The organism is Brevundimonas terrae (genome assembly GCF_011761985.1).
Lineage (GTDB): Bacteria > Pseudomonadota > Alphaproteobacteria > Caulobacterales > Caulobacteraceae > Brevundimonas > Brevundimonas terrae.
On the sequence record NZ_JAASQT010000003.1, the window covers coordinates 98477 to 122031 of the forward strand.

The 23555-nt window shown below is 60.0% G+C and carries 23 protein-coding genes; 6 read left to right on the forward strand and 17 right to left on the reverse strand.

Annotated elements, in window-relative coordinates; genetic code table 11:
• Nucleotide 1: 1 nt before the first annotated feature.
• The 7 genes from pdhA to lipA form a co-directional block, all read right to left on the reverse strand.
• Nucleotides 2-1033 carry a pyruvate dehydrogenase (acetyl-transferring) E1 component subunit alpha gene (pdhA, locus tag FHS64_RS08855; RefSeq protein ID WP_167177848.1) on the reverse strand — a complete coding sequence of 344 codons (1032 nt, stop codon included), beginning with the start codon at nt 1031-1033 and terminating at the stop codon, nt 2-4.
• A gap of 116 nt (nt 1034-1149) precedes the next feature.
• Complete coding sequence (locus FHS64_RS08860; RefSeq protein WP_167177849.1) at nt 1150-1470, reverse strand: FtsB family cell division protein; 321 nt, start codon at nt 1468-1470, stop codon at nt 1150-1152.
• A 159-nt stretch (nt 1471-1629) separates the two neighbouring features.
• Nucleotides 1630-2907 carry a phosphopyruvate hydratase gene (eno, locus tag FHS64_RS08865; protein ID WP_167177850.1) on the reverse strand — a complete coding sequence of 426 codons (1278 nt, stop codon included), beginning with the start codon at nt 2905-2907 and terminating at the stop codon, nt 1630-1632.
• 165 nt (nt 2908-3072) lie between these two features.
• On the reverse strand, nt 3073-3255 hold the full coding sequence (rpmF, locus tag FHS64_RS08870; protein ID WP_167177851.1) for a 50S ribosomal protein L32: 183 nt from the start codon (nt 3253-3255) through the stop codon (nt 3073-3075).
• Between the two features lie 217 nt (nt 3256-3472).
• Nucleotides 3473-4582: an NAD(P)/FAD-dependent oxidoreductase gene (locus tag FHS64_RS08875; protein ID WP_167177852.1), complete on the reverse strand. Its 1110-nt coding sequence runs from the start codon at nt 4580-4582 to the stop codon at nt 3473-3475.
• Nucleotides 4582-5031: a type II toxin-antitoxin system RatA family toxin gene (locus FHS64_RS08880; RefSeq protein ID WP_167177853.1), complete on the reverse strand. Its 450-nt coding sequence runs from the start codon at nt 5029-5031 to the stop codon at nt 4582-4584. Before FHS64_RS08880 ends, FHS64_RS08875 begins: the two co-directional genes overlap by 1 nt.
• 7 nt (nt 5032-5038) lie before the next feature.
• Complete coding sequence (gene lipA / locus FHS64_RS08885) at nt 5039-6001, reverse strand: lipoyl synthase (protein WP_167177854.1); 963 nt, start codon at nt 5999-6001, stop codon at nt 5039-5041.
• A 1245-nt stretch (nt 6002-7246) separates the two neighbouring features.
• Here lipA and FHS64_RS08890 point away from each other — a divergent pair.
• Complete coding sequence (locus FHS64_RS08890; RefSeq protein WP_167177855.1) at nt 7247-8794, forward strand: AMP-binding protein; 1548 nt, start codon at nt 7247-7249, stop codon at nt 8792-8794.
• 24 nt (nt 8795-8818) lie between these two features.
• Nucleotides 8819-9202 carry a DoxX family protein gene (locus FHS64_RS08895; RefSeq protein ID WP_167177856.1) on the forward strand — a complete coding sequence of 128 codons (384 nt, stop codon included), beginning with the start codon at nt 8819-8821 and terminating at the stop codon, nt 9200-9202.
• Nucleotides 9203-9283: 81 nt separating this feature from the next.
• Here FHS64_RS08895 and ygiD read toward each other — a convergent pair whose 3' ends face one another.
• From ygiD to FHS64_RS08915, 4 genes are all read right to left on the reverse strand, one after another.
• On the reverse strand, nt 9284-10039 hold the full coding sequence (ygiD, locus tag FHS64_RS08900; protein WP_167177857.1) for a 4,5-DOPA-extradiol-dioxygenase: 756 nt from the start codon (nt 10037-10039) through the stop codon (nt 9284-9286).
• A gap of 4 nt (nt 10040-10043) precedes the next feature.
• A complete protein-coding gene (gene wrbA, locus FHS64_RS08905; protein WP_167177858.1) occupies nt 10044-10646 on the reverse strand; it encodes an NAD(P)H:quinone oxidoreductase in 603 nt (200 codons plus the stop codon).
• Between the two features lie 84 nt (nt 10647-10730).
• Entirely contained in the window at nt 10731-11222 is a 492-nt protein-coding gene (locus FHS64_RS08910; protein ID WP_243862902.1) for a hypothetical protein, read from the reverse strand.
• On the reverse strand, nt 11219-12151 hold the full coding sequence (locus FHS64_RS08915) for a M15 family metallopeptidase (RefSeq protein WP_243862903.1): 933 nt from the start codon (nt 12149-12151) through the stop codon (nt 11219-11221). The genes FHS64_RS08910 and FHS64_RS08915 overlap by 4 nt, the downstream gene beginning before the upstream one ends.
• 146 nt (nt 12152-12297) lie before the next feature.
• Between FHS64_RS08915 and FHS64_RS08920 the strand changes: the two genes are divergently transcribed.
• The 4 genes from FHS64_RS08920 to FHS64_RS08935 are packed head-to-tail and all read left to right on the forward strand — an operon-like array spanning nt 12298 to nt 15725.
• Complete coding sequence (locus FHS64_RS08920) at nt 12298-13650, forward strand: MFS transporter (protein ID WP_167177859.1); 1353 nt, start codon at nt 12298-12300, stop codon at nt 13648-13650.
• Nucleotides 13647-14447 (forward strand): nucleoside triphosphate pyrophosphohydrolase, encoded by an 801-nt coding sequence (mazG, locus tag FHS64_RS08925; RefSeq protein ID WP_167177860.1) that lies wholly within the window; start codon nt 13647-13649, stop codon nt 14445-14447. The genes FHS64_RS08920 and mazG overlap by 4 nt, the downstream gene beginning before the upstream one ends.
• The gene (locus FHS64_RS08930; protein WP_167177861.1) at nt 14444-15049 is read left to right on the forward strand and encodes a DUF1643 domain-containing protein; all 606 of its coding nucleotides are present in this window, start codon (nt 14444-14446) and stop codon (nt 15047-15049) included. Before mazG ends, FHS64_RS08930 begins: the two co-directional genes overlap by 4 nt.
• A 1-nt stretch (nt 15050) precedes the next feature.
• Nucleotides 15051-15725: an HAD family hydrolase gene (locus tag FHS64_RS08935; RefSeq protein ID WP_167177862.1), complete on the forward strand. Its 675-nt coding sequence runs from the start codon at nt 15051-15053 to the stop codon at nt 15723-15725.
• Here the strand turns inward: FHS64_RS08935 and FHS64_RS08940 are convergent.
• The 6 genes from FHS64_RS08940 to FHS64_RS08965 form a co-directional block, all read right to left on the reverse strand.
• The gene (locus FHS64_RS08940; protein ID WP_167177863.1) at nt 15722-17353 is read right to left on the reverse strand and encodes a Na+/H+ antiporter; all 1632 of its coding nucleotides are present in this window, start codon (nt 17351-17353) and stop codon (nt 15722-15724) included. The two genes, FHS64_RS08935 and FHS64_RS08940, sit on opposite strands and share 4 nt — an antisense overlap.
• A 1-nt stretch (nt 17354) precedes the next feature.
• Complete coding sequence (gene hflX, locus FHS64_RS08945; RefSeq protein WP_167177864.1) at nt 17355-18668, reverse strand: GTPase HflX; 1314 nt, start codon at nt 18666-18668, stop codon at nt 17355-17357.
• Nucleotides 18669-18914 (reverse strand): RNA chaperone Hfq, encoded by a 246-nt coding sequence (gene hfq, locus FHS64_RS08950; protein WP_167177865.1) that lies wholly within the window; start codon nt 18912-18914, stop codon nt 18669-18671.
• A gap of 98 nt (nt 18915-19012) precedes the next feature.
• Nucleotides 19013-19873, reverse strand: coding sequence for a D-amino-acid transaminase (locus tag FHS64_RS08955; RefSeq protein ID WP_167177866.1), 861 nt, complete (start codon nt 19871-19873; stop codon nt 19013-19015).
• Complete coding sequence (gene ntrX / locus FHS64_RS08960; protein WP_167177867.1) at nt 19873-21279, reverse strand: nitrogen assimilation response regulator NtrX; 1407 nt, start codon at nt 21277-21279, stop codon at nt 19873-19875. Before ntrX ends, FHS64_RS08955 begins: the two co-directional genes overlap by 1 nt.
• Nucleotides 21276-23537, reverse strand: a complete 2262-nt coding sequence (locus FHS64_RS08965; RefSeq protein WP_167177868.1) for a sensor histidine kinase NtrY-like — start codon at nt 23535-23537, stop codon at nt 21276-21278. The genes ntrX and FHS64_RS08965 overlap by 4 nt, the downstream gene beginning before the upstream one ends.
• Between the last annotated feature and the right edge of the window lie 18 nt (nt 23538-23555).

The following is a 23555-nucleotide window of genomic DNA, read 5'->3' on the forward strand; positions in this document are numbered from 1 at the left end:
ATCAGGCCTCCACGTAAACGTCTGTGTAAAGCTCGGACGGATCGGGTTCCGGGCTTTCTTGTGCAAATTGAACGGATTCAGCCACGATAGCCTTCACCTCGTTATCGACGGCTTTCAGCTCGTCCTCGGTCACCTTGGCGGCGGCCAGAAGCATCTTGATGTGGTCGATCGGGTCGCGGGTCTTCTTGACCTCGTCGACTTCTTCCTTCGAGCGATACTTCGCCGGATCGGACATCGAGTGGCCGCGATAGCGATAGGTCTTCACTTCGAGGATATACGGGCCTTCGCCAGCGCGGGCGCGAGCCACGGCGCGGGCGGTTGCATCGCGTACAGCCAGAACGTCCATGCCGTCGACCTGCTCGCCCGGAATACCGAACGAGGCACCGCGCATATAAAGCTCGGTCGTCGAGGAGGCGCGGTCAATGGCCGTGCCCATGGCGTATTCGTTGTTCTCGATGATGTAGATGGCCGGCAGCTTCCACAGCTGGGCCATGTTGAAGCTCTCGTAGACCTGACCCTGGTTCGAGGCACCGTCGCCGAAATAGACGAACGAGACCGAGTCATCGCCACGGTACTTGCCCGCAAAGGCCAGACCGGTGCCCAGAGCCACCTGTGCGCCCACAATGCCGTGGCCGCCATAGAAGCCGGTCGGCACATCGAACATGTGCATCGAACCGCCCTTGCCCTTGGACGAGCCACCGGCGCGGCCGGTCAGTTCGGCCATAACGGCATTCGGGTCCATCCCCGCAGCCAGCATGTGGCCGTGGTCACGATAGCCCGTGATAATCTTGTCGTGGCCTTGCTTGACGCTTTCTTGCACGCCAACGGCAACGGCTTCCTGACCGATATACAGGTGGCAGAAGCCACCGATCAGGCCCATGCCATACAGCTGGCCCGCGCGCTCTTCAAAGCGGCGGATAAGGACCATCTCGCGATAGTAACGCAGCAGGTCTTCTTTCGAAGCCTGAGGCGTGTTCGGAATTCTGATTTCACCCTGTTCGGATGAAGATTTCTGAACCGCGGCTTTCGCCATTCCGGCATCTCCCGGTTGCGCCCCGGGTAACGGGGACTCTTCTCATTACGATGAGAAGGGGTTTAGCAGCCTTGGCGACGCCTTAGCAAAGCGCAGTTTCGTGTTGTAACACGAGTTTAGCCTGCCCGGACCGCCTCGGGACTGCGTACCGCAGGTGTATGAACACGCACAACATAGTCTCGCGGATCGGCAAAACCGATTACAGCGCGGGCACGTTCTTCAAGAAGATCACGCGAAAGGCTGCTGGAGCGCAGATAGCGGACGCGCACTTCCAGATCCTGCCTCTCCTCAAGCAGATGTGACAATTCGGCCTGACGCTTGTGCAGCAGCGCCTCGCGGGACTTGCCGCTCAGCACACCGCGCTCGCCCGTCAGCCCGTGTACGCCAAAGTACAGGACTGCAAGCAAGATCAGAACTGACGGTAAATACGGCTTCATCTGCTCTATCACTGACGCCGCTCCTTCTGAGCGATGGCACGAATCCAACCCGTGCACGAAAATGGTTAGTTAAGAATTAAAAACTCCGCCGCCGGATGACCGACGACGGAGTTTTTGAATTTGTTTGCAAATCGAAGCCCCGAAAGGCTCCTGCAAAGCTTAACGCAGCAGCATACCGTCGCCGTAATAGACGGCCTGGTCGCCCAGCAGCTCTTCAAGACGCAGCAGCTGGTTATACTTAGCCACCCGGTCCGAACGGGCCAGCGAGCCGGTCTTGATCTGACCGCAGTTCGTGGCCACGGCCAGATCGGCGATGATCGAGTCTTCGGTTTCACCCGAACGGTGCGACATCACCGAGGTGTAGCCGGCACGGTGCGCCATATCGACGGCATCGAGGGTTTCCGACAAGGTACCGATCTGGTTGACCTTGATCAGGATCGAGTTGGCCAGACCTTCGCCGATACCGGCGGCCAGACGGGCCGGATTGGTCACGAACAGATCGTCACCAACCAGTTGCACGCGATCACCCAGACGCTCGGTCAGCAGTTTCCAGCCTTCGAAATCGTCTTCGGCACAACCGTCCTCGATCGAGACGATCGGGAAACGCTCGACCAGATCGGCCAGATAGCCAACCATGCCGTCGGCGTCGAACTTCTTGCCTTCGCCGTCGAGGTTGTACTTGCCGCCCTTGAAGAACTCGGTCGAAGCGACATCGAGCGCAAGGTGGAAGTCTTCACCGGCCAGATAGCCAGCAGCCTGACCGGCCTTGGTGATGAAGCTCAGGGCTTCTTCAGCCGAACCGAGGTTCGGTGCGAAACCACCCTCGTCACCGACATTGGTGTTGTGACCGGCATCTTTCAGTTGCTTCTTCAGCGCGTGGAAGATTTCAGCGCCCATACGCAGACCATCCGAGAAGGTGGCTGCGCCGGTCGGCATGATCATGAATTCTTGGATGTCGATCGGGTTATCGGCATGCGCGCCGCCGTTGATGATGTTCATCATCGGGGTCGGCAGAACACGCGCCGAAACGCCGCCGATATAGCGGTGCAGCGGCAGGTCGGCCGAGATAGCCGAAGCCTTGGCCACAGCCAGCGACACACCGAGGATGGCATTGGCACCCAGACGGGCCTTGTTCTCGGTACCATCCAGCTCGATCAGGGCCAGATCGATACGGCGCTGGTCTTCGGCATCCAGACCCGACAGGGCATCGAAAATCTCGCCATTGACGGCATCGACGGCCTTCTGGACACCCTTGCCCATATAGACGTCCTTGTCGCCGTCACGCAGCTCTACAGCTTCGTGGGCGCCGGTCGAGGCACCCGACGGGACAGAGGCGCGGCCAAACGAGCCGTCTTCGAGGACCACATCCACCTCAACCGTCGGATTGCCACGGCTATCGAGAATCTGGCGGGCAACAATGTCTGCAATATCGGTCATGGAACGATCCCGGCAAAACGCAGTGAAAAGAAGTGAGCGCCCTTTAAACCAAAGGCACGCGAGAAGCCAACCACCATGCACGGGACAAACGAAAACAGCGTGCGATTTCTCGCACGCTGTTTGGATTCGTCACCGATATGGAAATCGGCAGACCTAAACCGGGACTTAGTCTTCGGCTTGGGTCAGAACCTGACGACCGCGGTACATACCGGTCTTCAGGTCGATGTGGTGCGAGCGACGCAGCTCGCCGGTGTCTTTGTCCTCGGTGTACGGGTTGCTGCCCAGAGCGTCATGCGCACGGCGCATGTTACGACGGGACGGGGATACTTTGCGCTTCGGAACGGCCATGTCCGTCTCAATCTCTAAGTCGGTGCGCCGATGAAGGCGCGAAAAACAATAGCGGCGGCCACGAAATCCGGACCGCCACACGAGGCCGCGCTTATGCATGAAGCCGACGATGATTTCAAGGGGTAGTGCCGAAAGAGCTAAAACACTGCCATCACGGCCTCTCAAAGCCCCTTTTCGACCCCGAACGGCGTCTTATTCGCCGAAAGTCGTCAACGAATCAACGCGCGAGGCGATCCGCGACCGCTTCCCCGATTGCCATCGAACTGGTCAGGCCCGGACTTTCGATACCAAACAGGGCCATCAGCCCCCCGATACCGTGCGATTCGACGCCGCGAAGCTGGAAATCCGGCTGAGGCTGACCCTTGCCATGCAGTTTTGGACGGATCCCCGCATAGTCAGGGGCCAGTTTCTCGACCTGCACATCCGGCCAGAAGCGGCGGATATAGCCCGCAAACACTTCTGCCTTGGCCGGATCGACCGAATAGTCCTCGGCCTCGACATAGGCCAGATCGGGGCCAAACACGCCCTGCCCGCCCAGATCCTTGCGGTAATGCGTCCCCAGCGCGCCCGGAATGGGCGGCGGATAGATCAGGCGATTGAACGGTGCGGGGCCTGACAAACGGAAATAGACGCCCTTGCCGAAATGGCCCGCAGGGATCAGGTCCGCCGGATAGCCCTCAATGCTGGCTGCCACCTTTTGTGCCGACAGGCCCGCCGCCGTCACCAACAGGCGGCTGGTGACGCTCATGGCCCCTTCGCCGCCGACATGGATGGTAAAACCACCCCCCGCCAGAGGCTCGGCCCCTTCGAACGGTGCAGATGTGACCACAGAGCCGCCCGCAGCCTCGATCTCGCCCTCAAGGGCCAGCATATAGCCATGACTGTCGAACAGGCCGCTCTCGGGCGACAGGATGGCCGCGACCGCATTCAACTGCGGCTCCAGCGCCCTCGCCTGTTCGCCGCTTAGAAGCTCCAGCCCCTCGACGCCGTTGATGCGCCCCTGCTCCAAGATCGCCTCGATGCGTGGCACCTCGGCCTCTTCTGTGGCGACAACCAGCTTGCCGCACTTCCAGTGATCGACCTTGTGGCTTTCAAGGAAATCATAGAGCCGCCGACGCCCCTCGACACAGAACTTCGCCTTGAGCGATCCGGTCGGATAATAGAGCCCGGCGTGAATGACCTCGGAATTGCGCGAGGACACGCCCTGCCCGATGTGCGGTTCTTTTTCCAGAACCAGAACCGTCAGCCCCCGTTTCGACAACGCCCGCCCGCATGCCAGCCCTACGGCACCTGCACCCACAACGGTCGCATCGAAATCGAAAGACATCAGGTTCCGTATCTCCGCTTGGCCTCGGCTTCGAAACATTCGATCAGCTTGCGCACCGCCAGATCAAAGTTCGAATGCAGCATCATGTCGAGCATCTTCGATTTGAACGCGAAGTCGATCATGAACTCAAGACGGGTACCGTTCTCGTCGGGGAAAAACTCCCAGCGGTTCTTCAGATGCTTGAACGGGCCACGCAAAAGACCGACCTCGACCTTGGGTGCATTGCTGTCATAGCGCACCCAGGTCGAGAATTTTTCGGTCAGGACAGCAAAACCCACACCGGCCTCGGCGTCCATAACGGTCACACCGTCCGCCTCTTCGCGGGTGTTCCAGACACGCATGGACGTGATCCACGGCACGAATTGCGGATAGTGCTTAATATCCGCAACAAGCGCCGCCATTTGATCCGGCGCATAGGGCAGTATGCGCGTCACACGATGAACAGCCATATTCGCCTTAGCGACGCAGTTGTGCTTCGCGGGCGGCCTTCAGGCGGGCAAAGTCTTCACCCGCATGGTGCGACGAGCGCGTCAGCGGCGAGGACGACACCATCAGGAAGCCCTTGGCGCGCGCGATAGCCTCATAAGCCTTGAACTCTTCCGGCGTGACAAAGCGGTCGATAGCAGCGTGCTTGCGCGTCGGTTGCAGGTACTGGCCGATGGTGATGAAATCGACACCCGCCGAGCGCATGTCGTCCATCACCTGCATCACTTCTTCCTTGGTCTCGCCAAGGCCGACCATGATGCCCGACTTGGTGAACTGGTTCGGATCGCGTTCCTTGACCATCTGCAACAGACGCAAGGAGTGGAAGTAACGCGCACCCGGACGGATCTTGAGGTACAGGCGCGGAACGGTTTCAAGGTTGTGATTAAAGACGTCCGGCTTGGCGTCGATCATCACGGCCGCCGCGCCATCCTTGCGCAGGAAGTCGGGCGTCAGAATTTCAATGGTCGTGTTCGGGGCCTGAAGGCGAATCTGGCGCACCACTTCGGCAAAGTGTGCAGCACCACCGTCGGCTACGTCATCGCGGTCTACGGACGTGATAACGACGTGGTTCAGACCCATCTGCTGGACAGCCAGACCGACCTTGCCCGCTTCTTCGGGATCAAGCGGTTGCGGCAGGCCCGTCTTCACGTTGCAGAAGGCACAGGCACGCGTGCAGGTGTCACCCATAATCATCAGGGTGGCGTGCTTCTGGCTCCAGCACTCGCCGATGTTCGGGCAGGCTGCTTCCTCGCAAACCGTGACCAGCCCTTTAGAGCGCACGATTTCCTTGGTGGCATTATACTGCCCCGAACCGGGTGCCTTAACGCGCAGCCAGTCAGGTTTCTTCAGCACCGCCGATTCCGGGCGGTTCTGTTTTTCAGGGTGCCGCAGTTGTGCCGGCGACGTCTTCAGGGTGTCGATCAGGGTGACCATGAGGGGCTATTTCGGCTTTTACGCTGCAATAGGCAAGGCACTCCCCGCCTCACTATCGGTTTCTATTGCCGCCTGCCCCATATGGGAGAAGTTTAGCTTGAAGCTTTAAATTTAAAATTGTGCCTACAGGAAGCTGTTTGAAGATGGCCATTTTAAAAGTCATAACCATGACACATCGGTGCAATTCGATGCGTCATTTAAGCCCTTGGCTTCCAGCATCCGTGAGTTTTCTCGTAAAAGGTCTGGACCCATGTTGCGATCGCTCCATCAGGAGAAGACATGGATAGTTCAGCCGGAGCCCCATTTTCTTGCTTGGATCCCCAGATAGTGATCGAACTGTTTCCATGAGCAATAACTGGATAGGGCCAATCCTGAAGAGGAAGGGTGCCCGGAACGATTACCTCTGGAGTGGGTATTGATCGCAGTTCTTGAAGGCTGGCTGCAAAACTGCATTCACGAGAATCGGCCTCTTCCAATCCGGTCGATGTTTGGCGAGTTGCTACATAATAGCCGAGGTTGCTGGCAGGCCCATCGTGATTAAATTCATATCTGACTGCGACATCGTAGCCCCAGCTAGTTGAATTGATAACGAGAAACGGGCGTTTGCCAGTTGGAGGAAACAAGACCCATCGAGCAGGTGACTTGTCGTCGGTAGGCCATTGTTGTGTGGAGTTTTGAGGGGCTGGGTTTGGCTCGTTAGCTATGAAATCTGTCGCGTTATGGATTGCTGCAGCCGCGAGTAATTCTATAAGCATATAGCATCCTCCTGTGTATGATTTGAAAAATGCTGTTAAAAATTTCCCCTCGTCAAGGCAGTTTTGATTTAGTCAAACGATTAAAATCCTTTAGTAAATACCCACCTTAATGCACATGATTTCATGTTTTCATTTGAAAAATATATACACATATAGATTAATTATTGTAATTTTTGATTATTGCTAAATGTGTACGACGATAGATTAGTCATTTTTACTTATCAATATGATTTATATATTCACTTAAATGGATGGCGAATGCCAATAATAATGAAACCACGTGTGTTGCGGATACTGTAGTGAATGGCAAGGTAATCACCTTTGAGTACATTGTGACGTCGTGCATAAATTCAAATGGTCAGCCTTTTAGTCGAAAATCGTTGCAATCCTCACGGAAGGTTTCAGAGTCTTTCCAAAATGGACCCACATCTTTAATGAGGTCCGCCCGAACGGATAAAGGGGGCCACCGGCCCGCCTAAGGAGGATCGCCTTGCGGCAATCGCTGGATTCCAAGCTGTACACGACCACGCTTATCGACGCCCTGATCGACGCGCGGGCCAAATATGGCGACAAGGAAATTCTCGAAGATCAGGATCGCAACCCGCTGACCTATACGGGTCTGATCCGTGCGGCCTTTGTGCTGGGCCGCAAGATTGCCAACATGACCCAGAAGGGCGAGCGCGTAGCGATACTGCTGCCGTCGTCTATGGGGGTGGTCGTCACCTTCTTTGGCCTGCATGCGCATGGCCGTGTGCCGGTGATGCTGAACTTCACCGCCGGTGAAGCCAACCTGAAAGCCGCCATCAAGGCTTCGGGCGTCAAAAAAATCCTGACCGCCAAACGCTTCGTCGATCAGGCCGCTCTGGGCGATCTGGTCGAGGCGCTGGGCACCGTGGCCGAGATTGTCTGGCTGGACGATGTCCGCAAGACCATCGGCCTGAAAGACAAGCTTTACGGCCTTGCTGCCGGTGCCGCGCCCAAGCGTTTTGCCGTCAAAACCAGCCCTAATGATCCGGGTGTCATCCTGTTCACCTCGGGCAGCTTCGGCTCGCCCAAGGGTGTATTGCTGACCCAGCAGAACCTTGTGGCCAATGCCCGTCAGGTTGCCGATCATATCGCGCTGGACCCGTCATGGGTGCTGTTCAACCCGTTGCCGACCTTCCACTGCTTTGGTCTGACCGCAGGGGCCATCCTGCCTCTGCTCGAAGGCTTGAAGGGCTTCCAGTATCCGTCGCCGCTGCACGCCAAACAGATCACCGACCTGTTGCCTCAGGTTAAGGCCAACCTGCTGTTTGCGACCGATACCTTCCTGAACCAGTATGCCCGCGTGGCCGAACCCGACGACTTTGCCACCATCAAATTCGCGGTTGCCGGTGCCGAGCGTGTACGCGACGAAACCCGCGCCCTGTTCGAATCCAAATTCGGCGGCATCGAACTGCTGGAAGGCTATGGCGCGACCGAGGCCGCCCCTGTCGTGGCCGTCAACAAGCCGGGCAAGAACCGCCCGGGTACCGTTGGCCAGATCCTGCCGGGTCTGGATCACCGCCTTGAGCCGGTCGAAGGCGTCGATGCCGGTGGCCGCCTGTTCATCAAGGGCCCGAACGTCATGGCCGGTTATCTGACCTCTGGCGATCCCTTGAAATGGGAAGCCATTGAAGACGGCTGGCTGGACACCGGCGACATTGTCGATGTGGATGCCGAGGGCTTCATCACCATTCGCGGACGCGCCAAACGCTTTGCCAAGATCGGCGGCGAGATGGTGTCCCTGACGGCCGTTGAGGGCATTGCCGGTGCCGTATGGCCCGATAACCGCCACGCCGTCGTCGCCATTCCCGACAGCCGCAAGGGCGAGAAGCTGGTGCTGATCACAGACCGCGAGGGTGCAGAGTCTTCGGAACTCAGCGCATGGGCGCGTGAAAATGGCGCACCGGAACTGGCCGTCCCCAAAAAGATCATCAAGGTTGCTGAAATCCTTGTTCTGGGTACCGGCAAGACCGATTATGTTTCCCTTCAGAAAATGGTCGAAGACGCTAAATAAGCGTCTGATCCGGGGAGCATCTGAATGTCGTTGCGCACATTTGACTGGCATGGGCTGACACTGGCGGCCCTGCGTATCGCCTCGGGCCTGCTGCTGGTTCAGCACGGCACGGCCAAGCTGTTCGGTTTTCCGGGCGGCGATCGCGCCAATATCGACCTGAACACACTGGTCGGGTGGTCAGGCCCTATCGAGTTTGCAGGCGGGTTGCTGATCATTCTGGGCCTGTTTACGCGCCCCGTCGCGTTTGTGCTGTCTGGTTTTATGGCTGCGGCCTATTTCATCGGCCACGCCTCCAGAGGCCTATTCCCGCTGTTGAACGGCGGTGAACTGGCGGCCCTTTACTGCTTTGTCTTCCTGTTTATCGCCGCCGCCGGTCCGGGCATGTTCGCCGTGGACCGCCGCCGCTAAAACGAGAAATGGCGCAGATCATACGATCTGCGCCATTTTCTTTAGCCGCTTAGGATCAGCCGATCCGCACTGCTTTCTTGCCTAGCCGATCCGCACTCCGGTCATCGAAATAGAACCACCCACAACCTCGTCATTGAAGAAGGCGACAGATTCGCCCTCCTCCTGCTGGGCCGCGACATACAGCAACGGCAGGTAATGTTCGTCGGTCGGCACCGACAGTTGCGCATTCTCGGCCAGATGCACCCAGTCGATCAGGGCGTCGTGGTCGCCGCGCACAAAGGCCGCTTTTACCGCCTCGTTAAAGTCGGTCGCCCAGTCATAGGGCTCGCCGCCATCGCGCTTCCACGTCCGCAGATTGTGCACAAAGTCACCCGAGCCCGCGATCAGATAGCCTTCGTCCCGCAGAGGCCGCAGCGCCTTGGCCAGTTCGTAATGGCCGCGCGTGTCCAGATCGCGGTTCAGCGACAACTGCACCACCGGCACATCGGCATCGGGCCACACATGGGCCAGCACCGACCATGTGCCGTGGTCCAGTCCCCACTGGTCTGTTTGCACGGCTCCGGTCAGTTCCGACACGCGAGCCGCCAGTTCAGGCGAACCGGGTGCCGGATACTGCATGGCATGCAGCGCAGGCGGAAAACCACCAAAGTCATGGATGGTTTCCGGCTGCGCCATCGCGGTCACGCCCAGCCCGCGTGTCTCCCAGTGGGCGGACACCATAACCACCCCCTTGGGTTTACCGAGTTGCGCGCCCAAGGCCTTCCAGCCGTCGGCGAACTCTCCCCCCAGAGCGTTCATGGGCGATCCATGCCCAAAGAAGATTGCAGGCTGTTTCATAACCTTAACCGTGAAGTTTCTTGGCGATTTGCGCGATATGCTGACCTTGGAAGCGTGCGCCATCCAGCTCGATCTGGCTAGGCATACGCGAACCGTCGCCCTTGGTCAGGGTGGTCGCACCATAGGGCGAGCCGCCAACGATCTCGTCCATGTTCATCTGGCCTGCGAACGAATACGGCAGACCGACAATCATCATGCCGTGGTGCAGGAAGAAGTTGTGCAGGCCGCTAAAGGTGGTTTCCTGACCGCCGTGCTGGGTCGCCGAGGCGGTGAAGGCACCCCCGACCTTGCCGATCAGCTTGCCTTGCGCCCACTGGCCACCGGTCTGGTCGAGGAAGGCGCGCATTTGCGATGCGGCCGAGCCAAAACGGGTGCCTGCGCCGATGATGATGGCGTCATAGTTTTCCAGATCGGCCACAGTGGCGATCGGGGCTTCCTGATCCATCTTGTAATGGGCGTTGCGGGCCACCTCTTCCGGCACGGTTTCCGGTACGCGCTTCACATCGACAACAGCGCCTTCAACCTGACCGGCACCTTCGGCAACAGCATAGGCCATCTGTTCGATATGGCCGTAGGTCGAATGATAAAGCACGAGAATCTTGGGCACTGGGAACTCCGGAAAATAGAACATTGCGCCATTCAGTAACAGCACATGTTCCATTTAATGGCTTCGCCCTAGCGTGCAAGTCACTCAGGCAATTATTTTATCATCCGGCTCCCGACCGATCGGGCAAACACGATCATAAAACAGCCTATCCGCCGGCACCTTCATCCCGCGCGACAGGCGAAAGCGGTGCTCGACCACCATGGCCTGTTGCTCGATATTCAGCCCGTCCCAGTGGCACATATCGCTGACGGGATAGGTATAGGACGCCGTGCTGTCCCCGGCCCTGATCTTGGCGAACAGCAGGTTCACACCCTGCTGGGCCTGCCAGACATGCACCATCTCGTGCACAAAGATCGCCTGTATCGCCAAGGGGGCCAGCGCCATATCCGCGTGGTAATAACGGTCCGGCCACGATATCCATTCGCGCCCGAACCACCGTCCCGGCACAAAGGCCCGCACCAGCGGCCACGGCGAACGAAACACCCGCACCCGATCCAGACCTATGGCCGTACCGAACACCTCGCGGGCCAGTTCGCGCTCATTAAACGTCAGAGTTCGGATACGGAGTGATTTCAAAGGGCGGAACCTCCGGGCGGGCCTCCCCACTCCCAGTGCCACGGCTCGAAGGCATAGGGCACAAAGCCGAACCGTTCGGCATTCTTGACCAGCCAGCGATAGGTCTGGGTCTGGGTCATATAGCGACGGTTATGGGAATGGGTTGAATCCACACCATAGCCCAGCAAATGCCCGACATAGATATCCAGCGCCGTCCCCGTCCGATGCGCCGAACAGGCCGCGCGGCGCACCCCGTCGCAATTGCCATCACGCGCACAACGGGCGGCATCGGCTTCTGGATCGCGGAAGGACGAGAAGATCTGCAACAGTTCCGGCTGGGTTGCCATTTCGGGCACCTCGCGGCGGGCAGCGGCCACCATCTCGCGATAGGCCTCCAGCACATCGCGACGGGCCATGCGCGTCATCCGTTCGGCATGTTCTTCACCCGCCACCAGATAGGACAGGTCCGCTATCGGCGGCGGTGACGGGCATTCCCCGCGAATACGCGCCAGAATAAAGGGTCTGCGCTCCTGCCACAGACCACGGAACACCGCAAAGGTCGCGGCATCAAACTGGCCGTTGGCCATCAGCCCATAGCGGGTTTGGAACAGGGACAGCTTTTCCGCAAAGGCCGCAGAGGTCGGGTCGCATCCCGTCCCCAGCTCTTTTTGAATCAGGGGTACATAGGTTTCCCAACCCATTTCGCTCGGCCCGAACGGGCTCCACTGCAAGGCATACAGATTGATACTGTTGGCCGAGGCCGCCTGGTCATACAGGCCGGTATCACGGTCACATATTTCTGCATCTACCAGAGCCGGTTCCGCCGCTCCGGCTGCACCAACGGGCAAAGCCCCCACCAGAGCCATGGCGGGAGCTGCCAACAGGCTCACCGACAAGGCCGCAGCCAGACCCGCAATCGAGCCTGCCCGCCGATGAAGCGCAGACTGCATTTTGAATCGCAAAGACATGCGCCCAAGGAGGCCCGATTGCGCCGCCCTTCGCAACCCCGTTCATCGAGCTTCAATCTGTCCTCGCGCTGGATGGCAGATCAGACCATCATGCAGTCTCTGTGAATCGCTGATGCGGATACCTGCATATGTCCACCAGTCCGCGCCGTTCCAATGCCGTTCTGGCGGCCTTTAGCGGTCCCTGCCTGCCACTGGCCGCATTCGGCGTGGCCCTGCCCGTTACCCTGCCAGAGTTTTACGCCACCCATATCGGGCTGGAACTGGGAATGGTGGCCGCCGTCTTTATGGCGGTGCGGCTGATCGATATCGGCTTTGATCCCTTCATCGGCTGGGCCATGGACCGCACCCGCACCCCCATGGGCCGTTACCGTCCGTGGATGCTGGCCTCGGCCCCTATTCTGATGATCGCGGCCCTGATGATGTTCGTCATGGCCAAGCCGGGGGATGGTCCGGTCTATCTGTTTGGCTGGCTTCTGTTCCTTTATCTGGGCTTCTCGATGGGAACGCTGGGCCAGATGGGATGGGCCGCCGTCCTTGCCCCCGAATACAATCAGCGCAGCCGCGTCTATGGCTGGTGGCAGGTGTTCAACATCATCGGCGTGATCCTGATCCTCGTCCTGCCGACCATCGTGGTGCGCGGCGGGTTCGGCACCTATGCCGACGGGGTGAAATGGATGGGTTGGGGCATTATCGTCGCCCTGCCGGTTACGCTGGCCATCGCCTATTTCGCTGCGCCCGAGCCGCCTCTGGCCTCGGCCAAACCGCATGGCGGTATCCGCACATGGCTGGGCCTGTTCAAGCTGAAGACCGTGCGTAAGCTGCTGTTGGCAGACCTTTTACTCGGCATCGCGCCGGGCATTACGGGGTCGATGGTGTTCTTCTTCTTTGGTCAGGTGAAGGGTTATGACCACGCCTCGGCCTCCATCTTCATGCTGCTGTATTTCATGGCGGGACTGGTGGGCGCACCTTTCTGGGCATGGCTGGCCACGCGCATTGGCAAGCACAAGACGCTGGCGGTTTCGTCCATCGTCTTCGCCGTCTTCTATGGGCTGGCCTGTCTGGTCCCCGGCGGAAACTTTGCCATCACGGCAGCGGCCATGTTCATGGCGGGTCTGCCCTATGCGGCGGCGCTATTCCTGCTGCGGGCCATGATGGCCGATGCGGGCGACGAGGTCCGGCACGAAACCGGCGAAGACCTGACCGCCCTTATGTTCTCCATCCTCGCCGTCACCACCAAGATGGGCCATGTGTTCGCCCTGATCCCCTATGCCATCCTTCAGGTCGTCGGCTTCAAACCACAACAGACACCTGCGGAAAATGGCGAGTTCGCCATCCTGATGTTGCAAATCCTGTTTATCGCCGTGCCTGCCCTGCTAATGGCGGCGGCAGCGATTGCCATGCGGAACTATCCGCTGACAGGCACACGCCACGATGAAATCCGCGCCGCACTGGCGCTCAGAGACGCCGGAACGACTGCATGACCCATCCTGTTGACCGCCTGAAAGAGATTATGGTTCGCCTGCGCGACCCGAACGGCGGCTGTCCGTGGGATGTGGAACAGACCTTCCAGACCATCGCGCCCTACACCATCGAAGAAGCCTATGAAGTCGCCGACGCCATCGAGCGCAACGACATGGACGAGCTTCGTGTCGAACTGGGCGACCTTTTATTCCAGGTCGTGTTCCATTCGCGCATGGCCGAGGAAGCGGGTCACTTCAAACTGGAAGACGTAGCCGAGGCTATGGCCGATAAGCTGGTCCGTCGCCACCCGCATGTGTTCGGCGATGAAGCCGCCAAAGATACCGGCAGCGCCCAAAAAGCCCGCTGGGAAGACATCAAGGCTGCAGAGCGCGTCGCCAAGGCCCAGACGGGCGTGCTGGACGATGTGCCCGTCGGACTGCCTGCCCTGACCCGTGCCGCCAAGCTGACCAAACGTGCGGGCCGCGTCGGCTTTGACTGGCCGTCCGTCGATGAAGTGTTCGATAAGATGGCCGAAGAGGTCGAGGAACTACGCGTAGAGATCAAGGCGGGCGACAAGGAAAAGGCCAAGGAAGAGCTGGGCGACCTGCTGTTCGTCATGGCCAATCTGGCCCGCAAGCTAGAGATCGAGCCTGAAGATGCCCTGCGTGGGGCCAATGCGAAATTCGTGCGCCGCTTCGAGTTCATCGAGGCCGAACTGAAAAAGGACGGCCGCACGCCGGAACAATCCGACCTTGCCGAAATGGATGCTCTGTGGGACGCCGCCAAGATCGCCGAGAAAACCCCAGAACAGGCATGAGAAAGACCAAGATACTGGCGGACCAGCTTGATCTCATCCCGCCCGATCCCGCCCAGCAGCACCAGCACGACCCTGGCGGCAAGGTGCGAATGGCGCTGATGGCGGGCGTGCGCGGCGATGCCGAGTTCAGCGCCGATGGCCGCCACCGCACCCTGATGCGCCGCTGGCTGGGCGATGCCTTCCCCGACCGCTATGTCCTGTTCATCGGCATGAACCCGTCCACCGCCGATGCCGAGGTCAATGACCCCACCTGCGCCCGCGAATGGACCTTTACCCAGCGCGAAGGCTTTGCCGCGATGGTGAAGGCCAATGTAGGCGATTACCGCGCCACCCATCCCAAGATGCTGCTGGAAGACGGGGTGGTGGTGTCATCCCCCGCCAACCTGCCCGCCATCCGCGCACAGGCCAAGGGTGCCTCCCGCGTCATCCTGTGCCACGGCAAACTGAACAAGGCGCTGGTGCCCGCAGGCAAAGCGCTGGTCGAGGCTTTGAACGCCGACGGCATCGACATCTGGTGCTTTGGCACCAATGGCGACGGCAGCCCCAAACACCCGCTCTATCTTCGCGCCGACACGCCTCTGGTCCGGTGGATGCCCAAATAAAATGAAACCCTCCGGCTTTGATCTGATCATCTTCGACTATGACGGGGTCGTCGCCGACAGCGAGTTACTCAGCAACACCGTCATGGCCGAAGTCCTCAGCGAGATCGGTCTGCCGACCACGCTCGACGATGCCCTATCCACCTATCTGGGCAAACGATGGCTGGATTGCGAGGCGCTGATTTCAGAGCGTCTGGGTGCCCCCTGCCCGCCGGATGTTCACACGGAATGGATGCGCCGCTGTCACGAACGCGCCCGAACCGAGCTGATGACTGTGGCAGGTTTTGACGCCTTTCTGGCCAGCCGGTCCGAGCCGCGCTGCATCGCCTCGTCCAGCCCACCCGACTGGATCGAGCTGGGTTTGCACCGTTTCGGTGCCTACGAAGCCTTTGCCGGTCCGATCTTCAGCGCCGCCGTCCACGTCACGCGCGGCAAGCCCCACCCCGACCTGTTCCTCTATGCTGCAGACGCCATGAATAGCGCACCGGAACGCGCATTGGTGATCGAGGACAGCCCGACGGGCGTATTGGCGGGTGTCGCGGCTGGCATGACGGTTGTCGGTCTATGTGTCGGTGGCCATATTCGCGGGGACCATCCCGAACGTCTCAAGGCGGCAGGCGCGCATCAGGTATTCAGCAGCTATGCAGACCTGACCGACTGGATTGCCAAGGGCAGCTAGACCAAACGGATTTCCTGAAGATCGATCTCGCGGATCAGTTTGCGGGCCGTCTCTTCATCGACAAGGCGTTTGCGGGCCAGTTGCACCAGTTCAGTGCGCTGGGCGGTCAGCGCCAATAGAGCCAGTTCACGCTCCAACTGCTCCATCTGGTGATTACGCACGGATTCATTGTCGTCCGCCCCCGAGAACAGCTCGATCTGGTGGCGGTAAACCTCCATCAGTCGCGCCACCACAGCCGCATGTTCATCCGCCCGCACCCCCGCACCTATGGCATCGCGCTCGGCCTGTTCCAGTGCGCTGATTGCGGCCAGAGCCGCAGCCTTGCGCGCACGATCTTCGACGGTATAGGCGTGATCCTCTGGCGGCATCTCGACCCCCTTCAGCAGGATCGGCAGCGCCACACTGGCCACCACCAGCGACACAACAATCACCCCTGCCGCCAAGAAGATCGCCAGATTTCGCGCCGGTAGAAGTGTTCCATCGGCCACAAAGAACGGCAGGGTCAGGATACCGGCCAGCGTAATCGCACCGCGCACCCCCGACAGCGACATCACCGCCACCAGACGCCAGCGCAGCTTGGGCCGCTCGCTCGTACCCTTTTTGCGGCTGAACAGGGTCAGGCGCAGCGTTGCCCATACCCAGATAAACCGCAGCGTCGCCAGAACGCCGACAATGGCCAGAACATAGACAGCCAGCCACCAGACCTCTTTTTGCGGCGTGGTTTTGATCACCTCGGCGGCACGAGCCAGAATGGACGGCATCTGCTCGCCAAGGATTACAAAGATCAGGCCGTTGGCGGTAAACTGTACCGTATCCCACACCACCGCACGACGGATGCGCGTGGCCGCCTTGGCCGTGCCTTCGCGTTCGGTAAAGCTCATGGTGATACCGGCTGCCACCGCCGCCAGAATACCCGAGGCATGGATGGCTTCGGCTGCCAGATAGGCCGCAAAGGGCATCAGCAGGCTGACCAGTATCTGGCCGCCAACATCCTCGCCCCAGCGTCGGCTGATAAAGCCCTTGACCAGATTGATCGACAGGCTGACCACGACACCAACGGCAATACCGGCCACAGCCAGCCATGCAAAAGTGCCAACCGCATGGGTCAGTGAAAACGCCCCCGTCGTCGCGGCAATCACCGCAATCCGCATACAGGTCAGGCCTGTGGCATCGTTCAAAAGGCTTTCGCCTTCCAGAATATGCATCAGGCGCTTGGGCATGGGACTGCGGCCCGCAATGGCGGAAACCGCAATAGGATCGGTAGGAGACAGGATCGCCGACAGGGCAAAGGCCACGGCCAGCGGCATGGCCGGGATCATCCAGTGGATGAAGAAGCCCAGCCCCAGCACGGTAAACACCACCAGCCCCAGAGCCAGTTCAAGGATCACCTTGCGGTCGCGATAAAGCGCCGCCTTGGGTATGCGCCAGCCGTCGACAAACAATAGCGGCGGCAGGAACAGCAGAAAGAAGATTTCAGGACGCAGATCGACGCTTTTACCCGTCAGCATCACCACCCCTGCCCCCAGTGCAATCTGCACCAGCGGCAAGGGCATACGGGTGATCCGCGCCACCCATCCCGACAGCACAACGGCCAGCAGAAGGAACAGCGCGGTCTCGATCAGTTGCATATCAGTCCAGAATGTCGGGGTAGGAACTTTCGAAACGGCCCAAGGCCACAGGGTGCAAACGCACCGTCACGCGGATGGTGCCATCTTCTTCAACCGCACGATGCGTCACACGACCATTCTCGTACAGCCATGCCAACACATCCCCGCGCCATGACGGGATCAGGATGACACTTTCGGGGTCATCGTCGATCAGGTTGGCAATGGTTTCGCGAAGAGCATCTGTGCCCTCGCCCGTCCATGCGGACACGGCCACGGCCTTGCCTTCGCGTGACAGACGCTCGGCATGGCCCAGCACCGTCTCGCGGGCCTCGTCGTCCAGCAGGTCGATCTTGTTCCAGACTTCGAGGATGCGGCGGGTGCGGCCTTCCGGCGTTGCGATCTGCCCCAGAACCTCTTCGACATCCTTGCGCTGGGCCTCGGTGTCAGGCGACGCAATATCTCGCACGTGCAGGATCAGGTCGGCCTCGCCCACCTCTTCCAGCGTGGCGCGGAAGCTTTCCACCAGTTCGTGCGGCAGATCGGAGATAAAGCCTACAGTATCGGCAATGATCGCTGGTCGGCCCTGCGGCAGTTTGATGGTGCGCTGGGTCGTATCCAGCGTCGCAAACAGCAGGTCCTTGGCGAACACTTCCGAACCTGTCAGGCGGTTGAACAGCGTCGACTTGCCCGCATTGGTATAGCCCACCAGAGCCACAGCGGGGAAAGGCACACGCTTGCGGGCCTTGCGGTGCAGGCCACGCGTGCGGCGCACTTCTTCCAGCTCGGCCTTCAGGCGCACAATACGGTCGGCAATCAGGCGGCGGTCGATTTCGATCTGGGTTTCACCCGGACCACCGGTCGAGCCGGTGCCGCCGCGCTGGCGCTCAAGGTGGGTCCATGTCCGCACCAGACGCGAGCGTTCATATTCCAGACGCGCCAGTTCGACCTGAAGCCGCCCCTCACGGGTGCGGGCACGACGGCCAAAGATTTCGAGGATCAGGCCGGTGCGGTCGATGACCTTCACCTCCCAGGCCCGTTCAAGGTTGCGCTGCTGGACCGGTGTCAGCTGGTCGTCAACGACCACGGCCTCGGCGTCGGCGGCGCGTACCAGAGCGGCCAGCTCCTCGACCTTGCCCGACCCGAACAGGGTCGCGGGCGTGACGCCGCGCAAACGCACGACTTCTTCGGCCTGAACATCCAGATCAAGCGCACGCGCCAGACCGACCGCCTCTTCAAGACGGTCGGCGGCGTGACGCGACGTTTCGGAACCCCTGTCGGGGTGAACAACAACCGCCCGAATGAGCGGAACGGCGTGGTCAATAAGTTTGGAAGTCAATCAGTCTTCTTCGGTTTCGGGCTCGAACATCTGCACCGGACCGGCAGGCATAATGGTCGAGATGGCATGTTTATAAACCAGTTGGGACTGGCCATCACGACGGAGAAGCACACAGAAGTTGTCGAACCAGGTTACGATGCCCTGAAGCTTGACGCCATTGACCAGAAAGATGGTCAGCGGAGTCTTGGTCTTGCGGACGCTGTTCAGGAAGGTGTCTTGGAGGTTCTGGCGTTTGTCTTGCGACATGGCAGGTTTATCCTGTTCTTCGTTATTGGGATGCCGGTTTCGGCCCGGGTTTGCCCCGAGCCGACATTAAACCTTGCATCAGGATTGGCGGCAACGCCTTAAATGGCCTCTCGTCGCGCCTGCGCAAGATAGACCTGGCGCAAAAGCGTGGCGATCGGGCCGGGCTTGCCGTCGCCGATCTTCTCGCCGTCCAGCGACACCAGAGGCATCACAAACGACGATGCCGCCGTAACAAACAGTTCCTTGGCGCGCTTGGCCTCTTCCAGAGAGAAGGCCCGTTCGTCCAGTTCGATGCCTTCCTCGGCGACCAGCTTCATGATCGCGGCTCGGGTAATGCCGCGCAGGATATTGGCCTGTGTGTCGCGGGTGCGCAGCTTGCCGTTTTCATCGACAATCCAAGCATTGGTCGAGGAGCCCTCGGTCACCATGCCCATCTCGTCATAAAGGATGGCCTCATAGGCCCCCTTTTCGCGGGCCGCCTGTTTGGCCAGTGCGTTGGGCAGAAGACCGACAGTCTTGATATCGCAACGGCCCCAGCGGGTGTCGGGATGCGACACCGCCGCCGCGCCCTTGGCCGCCAGCGCCTCGCCCTTGCTCAGGTCGATCGGTTTGGAGGTGACAATCACGCTGGGGGCCACGCCCTTGGGGAAGGCATGGTCGCGCGGTGCCGTGCCACGGGTGATCTGGATATAGACGATCCCGTTACGCACGCGGTTGCGACGAATGGTTTCGCGTAACACGACGCCCAGAGCCTGTGCCGTCATCGGAATGTCGATGCGCAGCTCGGTCAGGCTACGGCCCAGACGCTGCATATGACCTTCGTAATCGGCCAGCTTGCCGTCAAAGACGGACCAGACCTCATAGACGCCATCAGCGAACTGGAAACCGCGATCCTCGATATGGACGACGGCATTGCCATGGGCCTGATAGGTCCCGTTTACATAGGCGACCCTAGACATCAGGCGCCCTCTCCTTCTTGATCATCACCACCACGGGACGGCGAAACGCCCAGCGACTTCAGCTTACGGTGCAAGGCCGAACGCTCCATGCCGATAAAGGCTGCGGTACGTGAAATATTGCCGCCAAAGCGCATGATCTGCGCCGCCAGATAATCACGCTCGAACACCTCGCGGGCCTCGCGCAGCGGAAGCGCAATAATGCGCTCATTGCCAAAGCTGCTGGACGAGTTGGACGCCACTTCCTGCGGCAACATCTCGGCACTGATCGGCTCCGACACGTCACCCGTCGCCAGGATCAGCAGGCGTTCGATATTGTTACGCAACTGGCGCACATTGCCCGGCCACGGATGCACTTGCAGAACAGCAATCGCATCCTCGCCCAGTTGGCGACGCGGCAAACCTTGCGAAGACGAAAGCGTCTCGACGAAATAATCGACCAGTTCGGCAATGTCCTCGCGGCGCTCGGACAGAGGCGGAACGCGGATCGGCACCACATTCAGACGGTGGAACAGGTCCTCGCGGAAACGGCCTTCGGCGATTTCCTCTTTCAGGTCCTTGGCGGTCGAGGTGATGACACGCACGTCCACCTGAACGTCCTGTTCGCCACCGACACGACGGAAGCGCTGGTCCACCAGAACGCGCAGCACGCGGCTCTGGCTTTCGCGCGGCATGTCGGCCACGTCGTCCAGATACAAGGTGCCGTTATGGGCGCGTTCAAACACACCGATCTTGGCGGGACGGCCATCCGAGCCTTCTTCGCCGAACAGTTCTGCATCAAGGCGTTCCGGCGTCATGCCCGCCGCCGAGATCACCACGAACTCGCCCTTGGCACGCGGGCTGTTATCGTGGATCTGGCGCGCGACCAGTTCCTTGCCCGAACCGGGAGGGCCGGAAATCAGCACGCGGCTATTGGCGGGGGCCACCTTGGTGATGGTGTTACGCAGGTTTTGCGCCGCCACCGACTTGCCGATCAAACCCGTAGGCGTCATGGCCTGCGCCCGCAGACGCCTGTTCTCGCGTTTCAGCGAGGCGGCTTCGAGGGCGCGGTCAACGACCACCACTAGACGGTCCGACTTGAACGGCTTTTCGATGAAATCATAGGCCCCGCGCTTCAGCGCACTAACGGCCGTTTCAATATTGCCGTGACCGGAGATCATCACCACCGGCAGGTCTTCATCCAGCCCCTTGATAACGTCCAGCAGTTCGAGGCCATCCATGCCCCCGCCCTGCATCCAGATATCCAGCACGGCCAGCGAAGGCTTGCGCGCACGAACCGCCGCCAATGCCTCTTCGGCATTGGATGCGGTGCGGACGTGGTGCCCCTCGTCTTCCAGTAATCCCGAAACCAGTTCGCGGATATCGCTCTCGTCATCAACGACCAGAATGTCGGCGCCAGTAGTCTTCATAGGGCCTCTCTCTTCATGTCATCGCCCGGCTTGCCTTCGGAAAGGCGCTGGGTCGATTTGATATTCTGACGAAGGGGAAAAACGAGGGTGACACGCGCGCCCGACAGGCTTTCGGCATCCCCCAACCGCAATTCTCCTCCGTGATCTTCGCAAATACGCTTCACAATAGCCAATCCCAGACCCGTGCCTTTTTCACGCGTGGTCACATAGGGCTCGGTCAAACGGTCCCGATCTTTCTCCGGCAGGCCCATCCCGTCATCCTCGATGATGAAGCGGGCATAGCCGCCCGATACATCCAGACGGGTCGCAACCCCCGGATAAGCGGTGTCAGCACCTGATGCCTTGTGCGCCGAAACGGCTTCACCGGCATTTTTCAGGATGTTGATCAGCGCCTGACGCACCATGCGCCCGTCGCAGTCCAGCACCGTTTCCGGTACCGGCTCGAACAGGTCCACACCGATATCGGCCATGGCCACACGCTGGGCAAACACAGCCTCGCGCAGCATCTCGTCGGCACGTTCCTCTGTGAACCGTGGCGCAGGCATACGGGCGAACGAGGAGAACTCGTCCACCATACGGCCAATATCGCCGACCTGACGGATAATGGTTTCCGTGCAGCGGTCGAACACCTCGATATCCTCACCCACCTTGTCACGATAGCGGCGGCGCAGACGCTCTGCCGAGAGCTGGATCGGGGTCAGAGGGTTCTTGATCTCGTGGGCAATCCGGCGCGCCACATCGCGCCACGCCGCATTCCGCTGGGCCGTGACCAGACGGGTGATGTCGTCAAAGGTCAGCACCATCTCGCCACCCTGACCGCCCTCGATACGCACGCGCAGACGGCGGGTTTCGCCATCACGTGTCACATCGATATCTTCTTCGATGTGGGCTTCGCCGCGTTCGGAAAGTTCGCTCAGTTCGGGGGAAACCGTGCCCAGTCTCTGCCCCTGCACATCCTCGTTCGTGATCGACAAAAGATCGCGGGCGCTGTCATTGATCGCCGAGATGCGGCCATAGCGATCCAGACCGATCACACCGGCACTGACACCTGACAGCACGGTTTCGATAAAGCGCGAACGGGTCTGCGCCTCGACACTGGCCGAGCGCAAAGCCACCTGCTGGGTCTGGATATCGTGGGTCATGCGGTTAAAGGCATCGGACAGGACAGCCATTTCCGCCGGTGCATCGGATGCATCCACACGCGCCTCGAAATCCCCCGCCGACACGCGCTCTGCTGCACCGATCAACTGGCCGATCGGGCGCGAAATCGCATTGGCCGCCGACATGGCCAACCACACTGCGCCCACCAGAACCAACAAGGCCGTTTCCAGATAGGCCAGCGCAAAGATGGCCTGTATCTGGGCGCGGCTTTCCTCGGCCTGACGATAGGCCAGAATGGATTCCTCGCCCGTCCGCATCCGCTGGATCAGCCCCTCGGCCAGCGGGCGCACCACATACAGATAGGCATCGCCATATTCCGTCAGCGGATAAAGCGCACGGATGCTGTCGGGGTTTTCGGTCGCCGAGGCGGGGGCCACCTCGCCATCGGCCAAAATACGGAAGGCATCGGGTGGCGGCGCGACATAGGGCGGCGCATCGGGCCGCTCGCCACTGGCCAGAACCTCGCCCTTGCCGTTCAGGATATAGACCGCCGGATAGCCGAAGAAATCACCGATCTGGGTCAGGGCGCGATTGAACTGGATACGGTTATCAAACATGCCGCGAATACCGCCCAGTTCGATACTCATTGTCTCCAGATCGCGTTCCAGCCTTGTACCGACATCGGACACATAGGCCCGTCCGATCAGGGCACCATTCTCGACCGAGGATCGCACATTGGTGCTGAACCACTGGTCCACACCACGGTTGACCAAGACGCCGAACACCAGCGCGATCAGAACCGCCGGCACCACCGACACGATAGAAAACAGGAATACAAACCGTAGGTGCAGTCTGGCACCGGCTTCATGGCGGACCCGAAACAGTTTCAGGACCTGACGGCCAACCACGGCTGCCAACAGGCCGATGACCGCCATATTGGCCAGCAGCACATAAAGGATAACGCGAGCCGACGCCGTGCGCCCCTCGCCCGCCGATCCGGGCGCTACGGCCACAATCCAGATGGCCAGCGCCGTGACGATAAACGCCACCGCATAGGCAAAGCCGAAAAATGCACGCGGCCGATCAGCCCAGATGCGCCCTTTTACGGGACGCTCTGCAGAAGGGTCTGAAACCTGTTCCGCGCGGGGTTCATTCATAGCGAACTAGCTACGCTC

Bases quoted from the DNA above. Each gene is read 5' to 3' on its own strand.
- pdhA (WP_167177848.1), bottom strand. From the start codon at position 1,033: ATGGCGAAAGCCGCGGTTCAGAAATCTTCATCCGAACAGGGTGAAATC.
- FHS64_RS08860 (WP_167177849.1), bottom strand. From the start codon at position 1,470: ATGAAGCCGTATTTACCGTCAGTTCTGATCTTGCTTGCAGTCCTGTAC.
- eno (WP_167177850.1), bottom strand. From the start codon at position 2,907: ATGACCGATATTGCAGACATTGTTGCCCGCCAGATTCTCGATAGCCGT.
- rpmF (WP_167177851.1), bottom strand. From the start codon at position 3,255: ATGGCCGTTCCGAAGCGCAAAGTATCCCCGTCCCGTCGTAACATGCGC.
- FHS64_RS08875 (WP_167177852.1), bottom strand. From the start codon at position 4,582: ATGTCTTTCGATTTCGATGCGACCGTTGTGGGTGCAGGTGCCGTAGGG.
- FHS64_RS08880 (WP_167177853.1), bottom strand. From the start codon at position 5,031: ATGGCTGTTCATCGTGTGACGCGCATACTGCCCTATGCGCCGGATCAA.
- lipA (WP_167177854.1), bottom strand. From the start codon at position 6,001: ATGGTCACCCTGATCGACACCCTGAAGACGTCGCCGGCACAACTGCGG.
- FHS64_RS08895 (WP_167177856.1), top strand. From the start codon at position 8,819: ATGTCGTTGCGCACATTTGACTGGCATGGGCTGACACTGGCGGCCCTG.
- ygiD (WP_167177857.1), bottom strand. From the start codon at position 10,039: ATGAAACAGCCTGCAATCTTCTTTGGGCATGGATCGCCCATGAACGCT.
- FHS64_RS08915 (WP_243862903.1), bottom strand. From the start codon at position 12,151: ATGCAGTCTGCGCTTCATCGGCGGGCAGGCTCGATTGCGGGTCTGGCT.
- FHS64_RS08920 (WP_167177859.1), top strand. From the start codon at position 12,298: ATGTCCACCAGTCCGCGCCGTTCCAATGCCGTTCTGGCGGCCTTTAGC.
- mazG (WP_167177860.1), top strand. From the start codon at position 13,647: ATGACCCATCCTGTTGACCGCCTGAAAGAGATTATGGTTCGCCTGCGC.
- FHS64_RS08930 (WP_167177861.1), top strand. From the start codon at position 14,444: ATGAGAAAGACCAAGATACTGGCGGACCAGCTTGATCTCATCCCGCCC.
- FHS64_RS08935 (WP_167177862.1), top strand. From the start codon at position 15,051: ATGAAACCCTCCGGCTTTGATCTGATCATCTTCGACTATGACGGGGTC.
- FHS64_RS08940 (WP_167177863.1), bottom strand. From the start codon at position 17,353: ATGCAACTGATCGAGACCGCGCTGTTCCTTCTGCTGGCCGTTGTGCTG.
- hfq (WP_167177865.1), bottom strand. From the start codon at position 18,914: ATGTCGCAAGACAAACGCCAGAACCTCCAAGACACCTTCCTGAACAGC.
- FHS64_RS08955 (WP_167177866.1), bottom strand. From the start codon at position 19,873: ATGTCTAGGGTCGCCTATGTAAACGGGACCTATCAGGCCCATGGCAAT.
- ntrX (WP_167177867.1), bottom strand. From the start codon at position 21,279: ATGAAGACTACTGGCGCCGACATTCTGGTCGTTGATGACGAGAGCGAT.
- FHS64_RS08965 (WP_167177868.1), bottom strand. From the start codon at position 23,537: ATGAATGAACCCCGCGCGGAACAGGTTTCAGACCCTTCTGCAGAGCGT.